General features: G+C 63.9%; 6 protein-coding genes. 2 read left to right on the forward strand and 4 right to left on the reverse strand.

Annotation, left to right across the window (positions count from 1 at the left end; all coding sequences use genetic code 11):
- Nucleotides 1-73 precede the first annotated feature (73 nt).
- Nucleotides 74-4,027: a trifunctional transcriptional regulator/proline dehydrogenase/L-glutamate gamma-semialdehyde dehydrogenase gene (gene putA, locus IF690_RS03455; protein ID WP_202698850.1), complete on the reverse strand. Its 3,954-nt coding sequence runs from the start codon at nucleotides 4,025-4,027 to the stop codon at nucleotides 74-76.
- Nucleotides 4,028-4,488: 461 nt separating this feature from the next.
- Here putA and putP point away from each other — a divergent pair, with 461 nt between their 5' ends.
- Nucleotides 4,489-5,973 carry a sodium/proline symporter PutP gene (putP, locus tag IF690_RS03460; RefSeq protein WP_202698851.1) on the forward strand — a complete coding sequence of 495 codons (1,485 nt, stop codon included), beginning with the start codon at nucleotides 4,489-4,491 and terminating at the stop codon, nucleotides 5,971-5,973.
- 161 nt (nucleotides 5,974-6,134) lie between these two features.
- Nucleotides 6,135-6,971, forward strand: coding sequence for a 23S rRNA (adenine(2030)-N(6))-methyltransferase RlmJ (locus tag IF690_RS03465; protein ID WP_202698852.1), 837 nt, complete (start codon nucleotides 6,135-6,137; stop codon nucleotides 6,969-6,971).
- A gap of 102 nt (nucleotides 6,972-7,073) precedes the next feature.
- Here IF690_RS03465 and msrA read toward each other — a convergent pair whose 3' ends face one another.
- The 3 genes from msrA to aceF form a co-directional block, all read right to left on the reverse strand.
- Entirely contained in the window at nucleotides 7,074-7,721 is a 648-nt protein-coding gene (gene msrA / locus IF690_RS03470) for a peptide-methionine (S)-S-oxide reductase MsrA (RefSeq protein WP_202698853.1), read from the reverse strand.
- Between the two features lie 73 nt (nucleotides 7,722-7,794).
- Nucleotides 7,795-10,488, reverse strand: coding sequence for a putative bifunctional diguanylate cyclase/phosphodiesterase (locus IF690_RS03475; protein WP_202698854.1), 2,694 nt, complete (start codon nucleotides 10,486-10,488; stop codon nucleotides 7,795-7,797).
- 309 nt (nucleotides 10,489-10,797) lie between these two features.
- Nucleotides 10,798-12,741 (reverse strand): dihydrolipoyllysine-residue acetyltransferase, encoded by a 1,944-nt coding sequence (gene aceF / locus IF690_RS03480; protein WP_202698855.1) that lies wholly within the window; start codon nucleotides 12,739-12,741, stop codon nucleotides 10,798-10,800.
- Nucleotides 12,742-12,750 lie beyond the last annotated feature (9 nt).

Genomic DNA, 12,750 nt, shown 5'->3' on the forward strand with positions numbered 1-12,750 from the left:
ACGGGGGATTTGCGTCGGGCATGAAAAAGGGCGCCGGTCAGGGCGCCCTTTTTCATGCAGCTGACTGACGGCTTCAGCCGATGGTCATCAGGCTGGCGTTGCCGCCGGCCGCCGCGGTGTTGACGCTCAAGGCGCGCTCGATCACCAGGCGTTCCAGGGCAATCGAGGTTTCGCCTTGCGACAGGCCATGAACCCCGACGATGGCGCCGGCACGCTTGGCCACTTGCTGGCAGACCGCGCGCAACTGGTCGGAGTGGCCGTGATGCAGGACCGCATCGAACACCACTTCGTCCTTGGTCCAGTCGGCCACGCGCTGGATGCGCGCTTGCACGTCCTTCGGCAGGCGGGCGTAGAGCGCCTTGCCCGGCTCGCCTTCCGGCCAGACCGCGGAACCGCCTACGGCCAGGACGGCCGCCAGTTGGCTCAGCAGGTCGCCTTCGACTTCCGCCAGGCACAGTACGTGTTCGCGTGGCAGGATGGCATAGCTGTTGCGTTCGCCGGTCGGGCCGGCCAGGACGCGGGTGATGCCGCTCTGCGACTGCGCCGCGAACTGCACGCACAGGGCGCTGAGGTCCGCCAGCTTGTTGCTGTCGGCCCAGGCTTGCAGGGCGCTCAGCGGCTTGCTCATGGCATCGCGCAGACGCACGTCCGGCGCGTTCAGGGCGTCGCCACGGGCGAACGACTGCTCGATGGCGTCGGTCGGACGGGTCGACAGCAGGCGGTACAGGTACAGCGGGCCACCGGCTTTCGGGCCGGTGCCCGACAGGCCTTCGCCGCCGAATGGCTGCACGCCGACCACGGCACCGACGATGTTGCGGTTGACGTAGACGTTACCGGCGTTGACGTTGTCGATCACCTTGGCGATGGTCTCGTCGATGCGGGTGTGCACGCCCAGGGTCAGGCCGTAGCCGGAGGCGTTGATCTGCGCGATCAACTGGTCGATGTCCTTGCGCTTGTAGCGCACCACGTGCAGCACTGGACCGAAGATCTCGCGTTGCAGCTCGTCGAAGCTTTCCAGCTCGATCAACGTCGGCATCACGAAGGTGCCGCGCTTGATTTCTTCGCCATCGGCGATCGCCACCTGATACACGCTGCGGCCTTTGTCGCGCATGGCCTGGATGTGTTTCTCGATGCCGGCCTTGGCTTCGGCGTCGATCACCGGGCCGATGTCCACGGACAGGCGCTCGGGGTTGCCCAGGCGACTTTCGGCCATGGCGCCCTTGAGCATTTCGATCACGCGGTCGGCGGAGTCTTCCTGCAGGCACAGTACGCGCAGGGCCGAGCAACGCTGGCCGGCGCTGTCGAAGGCCGAGGAGACGACGTCGATCACCACTTGTTCGGTCAGGGCCGAGGAGTCGACGATCATCGCGTTCTGGCCACCGGTTTCGGCGATCAGCGGGATTGGTCGGCCCTGGGCGTCCAGGCGGCCGGCGACGTTGCGTTGCAGCAGGCGCGCGACTTCGGTGGAACCGGTGAACATCACGCCTTTGACCCGATCGTCGCCCACCAGGCGGGCACCGACGGTTTCGCCGCGGCCCGGCAGCAGTTGCAGCACGCCTTGCGGAATGCCGGCTTCGAGCATCAGGCGCACGGCTTGCGCGGCGACCAGCGGCGTCTGTTCGGCCGGCTTGGCCAGTACCGGGTTGCCGGCGGCCAGGGCGGCGGCGACCTGGCCGCTGAAGATCGCCAGCGGGAAGTTCCACGGGCTGATGCAGACCACCGGACCCAGCGGGCGGTGCGCGTCGTTACTGAAGTCGTTGCGTGCCTGTACCGCGTAGTAGCGCAGGAAGTCCACGGCTTCACGCACTTCGGCGATGGCGTTGGCGAAGGTCTTGCCGGCTTCGCGGGCCAGCAGGCCCATCAGCGGCTGGATCTCGCCTTCCATCAGGTCAGCGGCGCGTTCGAGGATCGCGGCGCGCTCGGCCGGCGGCGTGGCCTGCCAGATCGGTGCGGCGTTCAGCGCGCACTGGATGGCGTTGTCGACGTCTTCGACCGTGGCTTCCTGGACATGGCCGACCACGTCGCGGTGATCGGACGGGTTCAAGACTTGCGCCGGGGTTTCGCTGCTGGAGGCGCAACCGAGCATCGGCGCGGCTTTCCAGTGGTTGTGGGCGGTGGCCAGCAGGGCGCAGGACAACGATGCCAGGCGGTGTTCGTTGGCCATGTCGATGCCGGCGGAGTTGGCGCGCTCGCTGCCATACAGGTCGCGCGGCAATGGAATGCGCGGATGCGGCAGGCCGAAGCCGCCTTCCAGGGTCGCCATCTGCTCGATCTGGCTGACCGGGTCGGCCACCAGTTCCTGGATGGAGATGGATTGGTCGGCGATGCGGTTGACGAACGAGGTGTTGGCGCCGTTTTCCAGCAGGCGGCGCACCAGGTAGGCCAGCAGGGTTTCGTGGGTGCCGACCGGCGCATACACGCGGCACGGACGGTTCAGCTTGCCATCGGCGACCTTGCCTACCACCTGTTCGTACAGCGGTTCGCCCATGCCGTGCAGGCACTGGAATTCGTACTGGCCCGGGTAATAGTTCTGGCCGGCGATGTGATAGATGGCCGACAGGGTGTGGGCGTTGTGGGTGGCGAACTGCGGGTAGATGACTTCCGGTACCGACAGCAGCTTGCGGGCGCAGGCGATATAGGAAACGTCGGTGTACACCTTGCGGGTGTAGACCGGATAGCCTTCCAGGCCTTCGACCTGGGCGCGCTTGATCTCGCTGTCCCAGTAGGCGCCTTTCACCAGGCGGATCATCAGGCGGTGACGGCTGCGGCGCGCCAGGTCGATCACATAGTCGATCACGTACGGGCAGCGCTTCTGGTAGGCCTGGATCACGAAGCCGATACCGTTCCAGCCGGTCAGTTGCGGCTCGAAGCACAGGCGCTCGAGCAGATCCAGCGACAGCTCCAGGCGGTCGGCCTCTTCGGCGTCGATGTTCAGGCCGATGTCGTATTGCTTGGCCAGCAGGGTCAGCGACAGCAGGCGCGGGTACAGCTCGTCCATCACGCGCTCGTACTGGGCGCGGCTGTAGCGTGGGTGCAGGGCCGAGAGCTTGATCGAGATGCCCGGGCCTTCATAGATGCCGCGACCGTGGGAAGCCTTGCCGATCGAGTGGATGGCCTGCTCGTAGGACGCCAGGTATTTCTGCGCGTCGTGCTCGGTCAGTGCCGCTTCGCCGAGCATGTCGTAGGAATAACGGAAGCCCTTGGCTTCGAACTTGCTGGCGTTGGCCAGGGCTTCGGCGATGGTTTCGCCGGTGACGAACTGCTCGCCCATCAGGCGCATGGCCATGTCGACGCCCTTGCGGATCATCGGCTCGCCGCTCTTGCCGATGATGCGGCTCAGGGACGAGGTCAGGCCGGCCTCATTGTGCGTAGACACAAGCTTGCCGGTCAGCAGCAGGCCCCAGGTGGCGGCGTTGACGAACAGCGACGGGCTGTTGCCCAGGTGCGGCTGCCAGTTGCCGGTGCTGATCTTGTCGCGGATCAACGCGTCACGGGTGCCTTTGTCCGGGATGCGCAGCAGGGCTTCGGCCAGGCACATCAGCGCCACGCCTTCCTGGGACGACAGGGAAAACTCCTGCAGCAGGCCCTGGACGATGCCGGCACGGCCGCCGGCGCTCTTCTGGTTGCGCAGTTTCTCGGCGATGGTCGCGGCCAGCTTGTTGGTGGCTTCGGCCATGGTGGCCGGCAGGCGCGCCTGCTCCAGCAGCATCGGTACCACTTCCGGTTCCGGGCGGCGGTAAGCCGCAGTGATCGAGGCACGCAGCACCGATTGCGGCAGGATGCTTTCGGCGAATTCGAGGAAGCACTGGTGGGCGTGGTCGGTCTGCACTTCGCCAGCGTCATCGCCGTCAGCGCGGGTCGAACCGCTCAGCTCGGTCAGGGTTGCACCACCCTCGAGTTTCTCCAGGTAATTGAAAATTGCCTGCTTGATCAGCCAGTGCGGCGTGCGATCGATCGAGGTCGCGGCGGCCTTCAGGCGTTCGCGGGTCGGGTCGTCGAGTTTGACCCCAAGGGTGGTGGTAGCCATATTTTTATCCTCATGTTTACCACGGTTGCGTGGCATCAGCTGGCGGCAAGATTAGCCGTGCGCCGAAAGAGGTGCAACCGGGTGCAACCTGTTTTTTATCGGAATGATCGGCAGCTCACCAGGAATTGATTTCCGGTTCCGGGGCGGCGCTTCTGCTTGGTACTTTTAATTCTGTCGCGGTGGTTTTTTGCTCCAAAAAGGAGCAAAAACGGGGCGTTCGCCGGAAAAGTCACTTGGGTGCAACTTATTCTCGCGAAACAGGTTGCACCTTCTTTGAGTTGTTGAATAGCATTCGCGGCCAAGGTGCAACCGGTCCTCGCGACCGGTTCATCGGCTGATGGCTTTCCTGGGGAAACATCAGTCATAAATGCGCGGAGTACCCAGCCGTCTCTCCAACGTAGTCGTTTGAGAGCGGTGGTGCTGACCGCCGCTACATAAAAACAAAGCCAGGGCGTAACTCAATGAGTGCAAGCAATCCAACCTTGATCACGTTCGTGATCTACATCGCAGCTATGGTGCTGATCGGCTTCATGGCCTATCGCTCTACCAACAACCTTTCTGACTACATCCTCGGCGGCCGCAGCCTGGGTAGCGTGGTGACCGCGCTGTCCGCCGGCGCTTCCGACATGAGCGGCTGGTTGTTGATGGGCCTGCCGGGCGCCATCTACATGTCCGGCCTGTCCGAGAGCTGGATCGCTATCGGCCTGATCGTCGGTGCCTACCTGAACTGGCTGTTCGTCGCCGGTCGTCTGCGAGTACAAACCGAACACAACGGCGATGCACTGACGCTGCCGGACTACTTCTCCAGCCGCTTCGAGGACAAGAGCGGGCTGCTGCGGATCATCTCCGCGATCGTGATCCTGGTGTTCTTCACCATTTATTGCGCTTCCGGCATCGTCGCCGGTGCCCGTCTGTTCGAAAGCACCTTCGGCATGCCCTACGAGACCGCGCTGTGGGCCGGTGCCGCGGCGACCATCGCCTACACCTTCGTCGGTGGTTTCCTGGCAGTGAGCTGGACCGACACCGTACAAGCCACCCTGATGATCTTCGCCCTGCTGCTGACACCGATCATCGTGCTGCTGGCAACCGGTGGCGTCGACACCACCTTCCTGGCGATCGAAGCCCAGGATCCAAGCAACTTCGACATGCTGAAAAACACCACCTTCATCGGCATCATTTCGCTGATGGGCTGGGGCCTGGGCTACTTCGGCCAGCCGCACATCCTGGCGCGCTTCATGGCCGCGGACTCGGTCAAGTCGATCGCCAACGCCCGTCGCATCTCCATGACCTGGATGATCTTGTGCCTGGGCGGCACCGTGGCCGTGGGCTTCTTCGGTATCGCCTACTTCTCGGCGCACCCGGCGGTGGCCATGCCTGTGAGTGAGAACCACGAGCGGGTGTTCATCGAGCTGGCGAAGATCCTCTTCAATCCATGGATCGCCGGTGTGCTGCTGTCGGCGATCCTGGCGGCAGTGATGAGTACCCTGAGTTGCCAACTGCTGGTGTGCTCCAGTGCCCTGACCGAGGACTTCTACAAGGCGTTCCTGCGTAAACAGGCTTCCCAGCTGGAGCTGGTGTGGGTCGGTCGGGCCATGGTGCTGCTGGTTGCCCTGGTCGCCATCGCCATGGCCGCCAACCCGGAAAACCGCGTACTGGGCCTGGTCAGCTACGCCTGGGCCGGTTTCGGCGCAGCCTTCGGTCCTGTGGTGCTGATCTCGGTACTGTGGAAAGGCATGACCCGCAACGGCGCGCTGGCCGGCATCATCGTCGGTGCGTTGACCGTGATCCTGTGGAAGCACTTCAACCTGCTGGGCCTGTACGAAATCATCCCGGGCTTCATCTTCGCCAGCCTGGCCATCCTGCTGGTGAGCAAGATGAGCGCGCCGAGCGCCGGCATGGTCCAGCGTTTCGAGGCCGCCGAGAAAGACTACAAGCTCAACCACTGATCGGGAGCCGCTGAGGCGGCGCCCTTGCAGTGACTCGAAAAGCCCGCATTCCCTGGGATGCGGGCTTTTTCATGCATGCGTTTTGCGCCATGGACCTTCCCGGCACGACCTGACGCCGGCCGTGGCACAGGGTAAACTTCGCCCCCTGCGCAGGAGCAACCATGAACTATCGTCACGCCTTCCACGCCGGCAACCACGCCGACGTCTTCAAACACCTGACCCTGACCCGCCTCATCGCCCTGATGTCGCGCAAGGAGCAGCCGTTCGCCTATCTGGACAGCCATGCCGGTATCGGCCTGTACGACCTCCAGGGCGATCAGGCCAACCGCACCGGCGAGTACCTGGAAGGTATCGCGCGCCTGTGGGGCGAGCAGGACCTGCCAGCGCTGACCGCCGACTACATGGCGGTGCTGCACAAGATGAACCCCGATGGCGAGCTGCGTTATTACCCGGGCTCGCCCGAGCTGGCGCGGCGCCTGACCCGCCCCCAGGACCGCGTGCTGCTCAACGAGAAGCATCCGGAAGACGGGTTGCTGCTCAAGGAAAACATGAAGGGCGATCGCCGGGTGGCAGTCCACCTGGGCGAGGGCTGGCATGTGGCGCGGGCATTGTTGCCGGTGGCCGAGAAGCGCGCGGTGATGCTGATCGATCCGCCGTTCGAACAGCTCGACGAGATGCAGCGTTGCGCTGCGTCGCTGAAAGAAGCCATCGGCCGGATGCGCCAGACCGTGGCGGCCATCTGGTACCCGGTCAAGGATCAGCGGGCGCTACGCCGCTTCTACCAGGACCTGGCCGGTACCGGCGCGCCGAAGCTGCTGCGTGTGGAATTGTGGGTACATCCGCTGGACACCCCCAACAGCCTGAACGGCTCGGGCCTGGCGATTGCCAACCCGCCTTGGGGACTGGAAGAGGAGTTGCGCGAGCTGCTGCCGTGGCTGGCGCAGAAACTAGGCCAGACCCAGGGCGGCTGGCAGATGGATTGGCTGATCGCCGAATAATGTGAGGTTGTAGCCGCTGCCGAGGCACGAGGCGGCGAAGCGGCCCCGGAGGGCGCTCCTGCGGACCGCGTCGCAGCCTCGTGCCTCGTCAGCGGCTACGGGTCAGATCGGGCAGGTCACGCCTGTGCCGCCGATCCCGCAGTAGCCTTCCGGATTCTTCGCCAGGTACTGCTGGTGGTAGGCCTCGGCGTAGTAGAAGGTCGGGGCTTCTTCGATTTCCGTGGTGATGGTGCCCAGTCCGGCCTTGGTCAGCTCGGCCTGGAACACTTTTTTACTGGCCTTGGCCTGTTCCAGCTGGGTCGGGTTGGTGGCATAGATCACCGAGCGGTACTGGGTGCCGATGTCGTTGCCCTGGCGCATGCCCTGGGTCGGGTTGTGCAGTTCCCAGAACATCGCCAGCAGTTCCTGGTAGCTGACTTTCTCCGGTTCGTAGACCACCAGCACCACTTCGCTGTGGCCGGTCAGGCCCGAGCAGACTTCTTCGTAGGTCGGGTTCGGGGTGAAGCCGCCGGCGTAGCCCACCGACGTGCTGTACACGCCCTCGCGCTGCCAGAACTTGCGTTCCGCACCCCAGAAGCAACCCAGGCCGAAGATGGCGAATTCCACGTTGCCCGGGAATGGGCCCAGCAGCGGGTTGCCGTTGACGAAGTGTTCGGCTGGCACGCTCATCGGGGTTTCGCGGCCAGGCAGAGCTTGTTCTTTGGTAGGTAGCACGTTTTTGTTCACCAGAATTTCCGAGCGCAGAACCATGATCAGTCCTCTCAGTCAGGGTGGGATTGAGTAATTAGCCAGACCTGCAGTTTGCCCGAGTGTTACGGCGCTGTCAGGCGATTGGGCCGCGCGGATAACGTTTGAGCTTGTCGATCAGCTCCGAGCCGGGGATCGGCCGGTCGAACAGGTAGCCCTGGCCGACATCGCAGCGATGGCGACGCAGGAAGGACAGCTGCTCCGCGGTTTCGATGCCCTCGGCCACCACCTGGATTTTCAGGTTGTGGGCCATGGCGATCACCGCCGAGGTGATTTCCATGTCGTCCTGGTTGGCGGGGATTTCATGGATGAAGCTGCGATCGATCTTGATGATGTCGATCGGGAATTTTTTCAAGTAGCTCAGCGACGAGTAACCAGTGCCGAAGTCGTCCATGGCCAGGGTCAGGCCGAGCTTTTTCAGCTGGTCGAGTTGCTGGTGGGTGTCTTCGGTGGCTTCCAGCAACAAGCCCTCCGTCAGCTCAAGTTCCAGCAGCGAGGCGGGCAGCTGTTCTTCCTTGAGGATGCTGGCGATGGAGGCCACCAGGTCCGGGTCGGAAAACTGCTTGGGCGACAGGTTGATCGCCACCTGCAAATTGCCCAGGCCAGCGGCGGTGAGCTGCTTGCTCATGCGACAGGCCTGGCGCGCGATCCATTTGCCGATCGGGATGATCAGGCCAGTCTCTTCGGCGACGCTGATGAACTGGTCCGGGCGGATCATGCCCTTTTCCGGATGGTTCCAGCGCAGCAGCGCTTCCAGGCCCAGCAGGCGTCCGCTGCGCAGGCACAGCTTGGGCTGGTAGAACACGTCCAGCTCGTTCTGGGTCAGGGCGCGGCGCAGGTTGTTTTCCACGAACAGCTTGTAGCTGGCTTCGGCGTTCAGGGCCTCGGTAAACACCTGCACCTGATGTTTGCCGTTGGCCTTGGCTTTGTGCAAGGCCAGGCCGGCGTTGCGCATCAGGGTCTGTGGGTCGCGGCCGTGCAGCGGTGCGCAGGCCAGGCCCACGGAGCCGGTGACGCTGATGAGCTGGTTGTCGACGAACATCGGCTTGTCGAGGGTCATCAGCAGCTGGCTGGCGATCTGTTGGCCGGCTTCCAGGTCGGTGTCGTCCAGCAGTACGGCGAACTCGTTACTGGCGAAGCGCGCCAGGCTGCCGCTGGTGCTCAGGCTGTTGCGCAGGCGCCGGGCCAGGCTGATCAGCAGCTTGTCGCCGGTCTGGTGGCCGAGGCTGTCGTTGATTCGCTTGAAGTTGTCGATGTCCACCAGCAGCAGGCTGATGGGGCTGTCGCTGTCGCGGGCGAAGCGTTCGTCGAGGTTGCGGATGAAGGCCGGACGGTTGCCCAGGTTGGTCAGGTTGTCGGTGTAGGCCAGGCGTTCGATGCGCTGCTGGGCGAGCTTGGTCTGGGTGATGTCTTCGTAGATGCCGATGTAGTGGGTCAGTTCGCGGTTGTCGCCATAGACCTTGGAGATCGACAACTGGCCCCAGTACGGCTCCAGGTTCTTGCGCCGGCTCTTGAACTCGCCCTGCCAGCTGTTGCTCTTGGCCAGGCTGGAGGGCGCGTCGAACAGCAGTTCGCTGAGGTTCTCCAGCGCCGGCAGTTCCGCCAGCCGGTGGCCGTGGACTTCCTCGGTGCTGTACTGGGTGATCGCGGTGAAGCTCGGGTTGACGTACTCCACCACGCCGTCGCAGTTGACCAGCAGAAAGGCATTGGCGCTTTGCTCGACCGCCCGCTGGAACAGGTGCAGGGCGCTGGTGGCGGTACGGCGGTTGTGATTGTTGATGACTTGGGCGAACTGGTCGGCCAGCTCGCCGGCAAAGGCGATTTCATCGGATTGCCAGGCGCGGGTGTTGCCCACTTGTTCCAGGCACAGCACGCCGACCACCTGGCCATCGATGCGGATGCTGGCATCGAGCATGGCGTTGATATTGCGCGGACGCAGGCTTTCGACCATTTCCCGGGTGCGCGGGTCGCGCATGGCGTTGTGCGCGTCGATGGCCCGGCTGGTGTGCAGGGCTTCGAGGTAGTCTGGGAAATCGCTGGCGTCGATCGCCTCCGGCAGGATGTATTGCTGCAGGTCGCGGTGATAGGCGCAGATCGGCACCAGCAGTTGGCCTTCCAGGTTCCAGATGCTGGCACAGTCGATTTCGTAGATGTCGCAGGCGCTGCGGGTAATCAGCTCGGCGGCTTCCCGCAGGGGGTTGTTGGTGCTGTAGCGCTGGCGGGCCAGGAGCAGGATCAGGTCTTGCTGGGCGCGCACCCGTTCGAGGTGCTGGAGTTGTTCCTGCTGGGCACGCTGGTTGAGTTCCAGGGCGATTTGCAGGCGGCTGTTCTGGGTTTCCAGGTCGGGCGCGGGGAGCGGCTGATCGTCGTTGAGCAGGCCATCGACCACCAGGAAATAACCGCGGAGCAGGTGTCGATTGTGTTGTTTGTAGGCTTCGCCGAGTTCCAGCAGGCTCAGTGAGCCCTTGGCGGTGTGCAGGGTGTAGCGAATCAGGTAATGCGGGCTGTGGGTCAGTTGCTGCTGGATCGCGTCGTGCAACTGATAGCGGGCTTCCGGTTCCATCAGGCTGGCATAGGGCGAGCCGACCAGGGCGCAGAGCTCGACGGCGGGCAGGCCGAATTGGCGTTCACAGTTCGGGTCGAGAAACAGCAGGGCCCAGCTCGCTTCATTCAGCCGTTCGAAACGCAGCATGCCGAGCCGCGAGGGCACGGGCAACTGCGTCACTACCTCGGCCACCATACGGCTGGCGGCATCGGGTTGGCTTTTCATGGGGAAACTCGCTTGGTAAATGCTGATCGCGCCGGGCTCGCGCCCTCTTTACTGTTGCCTGCGGCAAGGTTGCATCATGCGGCACTGACTGACAAGTGAGATGAAGGCTAAGTGCTATAAGAATCTATCGGCAGCGCGGAAGATTTCTGAAAGCTAATATTTTTGGGTGTTTTACCGGGCATTGGCCGCTGGTTGCAGCGAATTTTCGGCAAAAAAAGCCCCGCCAAATCGGCGGGGTTGAGGTACGAGCGTGGCGCTCGAAAAGGGTGCAATGGCCGGCTTCCCCATGACAGGGAAGCCGGCCGGGCCTTACAGCAGGATGGTGCGGATATCCGCCAGCAGATCGCTCAGGCGCTTGGTGAAGCGTGCAGCCGCGGCGCCGTTGATCACACGGTGATCGTAGGACAGCGACAGCGGCAGCATCAGCTTCGGCTGGAAGGCTTTGCCGTCCCAGACCGGCTGGATGGTTGCCTTGGAAACGCCGAGGATTGCCACTTCCGGTGCGTTGACGATCGGCGTGAAGCCGGTGCCGCCAATGTGACCGAGGCTGGAGATGGTGAAGCAGGCGCCCTGCATGTCGTCCGCCGAGAGCTTCTTGGTCCGGGCTTTTTCAGCCAGGGAAGCGGCTTCGGCAGCCAGTTGCAGCAGGCTCTTCTGGTCGACGTTCTTGATCACCGGGACCAGCAGGCCGTCCGGGGTATCGACCGCGAAGCCGATGTTCACGTACTTCTTGCGGATGATCGCTTTGCCGCTAGGCGCCAGCGAGCTGTTGAAGTCCGGCAGTTCCTTGAGCAGGTGCGCGCAGGATTTCAGCAGCAGCGGCAGGATGGTCAGCTTGACGCCGGCCTTCTCTGCAACGGCTTTCTGAGCGATCCGGAAGGCTTCCAGCTCGGTGATGTCGGCCGAGTCGAACTGGGTGACGTGAGGCACGTTCAGCCAGCTGCGATGCAGGTTCGACGCGCCAGCCTGCATCAGGCGGGTCATCGGCACTTCTTCGATCTCGCCGAAGCGGCTGAAGTCCACCACCGGAATCGGCGGGATGCCGGCGCCACCGGTTGCGCCGGCAGCTGCCGGCGCTTCCTTGGCCTTCTGCATCATGGCCTTGACGTAAACCTGCACGTCTTCCTTCAGGATGCGACCGTGCGGGCCGCTCGGGCTCACCGCGCTCAGCTCGACGCCGAACTCGCGCGCGAGTTGACGCACGGCAGGGCCGGCATGAACTTTCGCGCCTGGCTGGGCCGGGGCGGCTGGCGCTGCTGCAGGTGCTGCTGCGGCCGCAGGCGCGGCTTCAGGCTTGGCGGCCGCCGGGGCTGCGGCAGGTGCAGGGGCGGCCGCTGGGGCAGCGCCCTTGACCTTCAGCTTGAGGATCAGGTCGCCGGTGCCGACTTCGTCGTCCAGCTTGATCGCAACGCTTTCCACGATACCGGCGGCTGGCGATGGGATTTCCATGCTGGCCTTGTCGGACTCGAGGGTGATCAGCGACTGGTCGGCCTCAACGCTGTCGCCAGCCTTGACCAGGACTTCGATGATCTTGGCCTTGCCGGCCGAGCCGATGTCCGGAACGTGAATGTCCTGGACGCTGTCGGCCACCGGGGCGGCAGGTGCGGCAGCAGCCGGTGCCGGAGCCGCAGCGGCCGGAGCGGCGACCTGGGCAGGCGCAGCGGCGGCAGGGGCAGCGCCGGCCACTTTCAGGGCCAGGATCAGGTCGCCGGTGCCGACTTCATCGTTGAGCTTGACGCTGATGCTCTCGACCACGCCCGCGGCTGGCGATGGGATTTCCATGCTGGCCTTGTCGGATTCGAGGGTGATCAGCGACTGGTCGGCCTCGACGGTGTCGCCGACCTTGACCTGGATCTCGATAATCTGGGCCTTGCCCGACGAGCCGATATCCGGCACGTGGACCTGCTGGGTCGAAGCGGCGGCAGGTGCAGCGGCAGGCGCGGCAGGCGCCGGCGCTGCAGCTGGTTTTTCCTCGGCCTTGGCAGCCGGAGCGGCGGCCGCTGGCGCCGCGGCAGCGGCACCCTCGACTTCCAGTTCCAGCAGCTCGTCGCCTTCTTTCAGGCGATCGCCCAGCTTCACTTTCAGGCTCTTGATGACGCCGGCCTTGGGCGCCGGAACTTCCATGCTCGCCTTGTCCGATTCCAGTGTCAGGATGCTCTGGTCGGCTTCGATACGGTCGCCGACCTTCACAAACAGTTCGATTACTTCACCTTCACCGCTGCCGATGTCAGGTACGCGAATGAGTTCGCTCACAAAAAATCT

Source organism: Pseudomonas sp. SK3(2021), from assembly GCF_016772375.1.
GTDB classification, from domain to species: domain Bacteria; phylum Pseudomonadota; class Gammaproteobacteria; order Pseudomonadales; family Pseudomonadaceae; genus Aquipseudomonas; species Aquipseudomonas chlororaphis_I.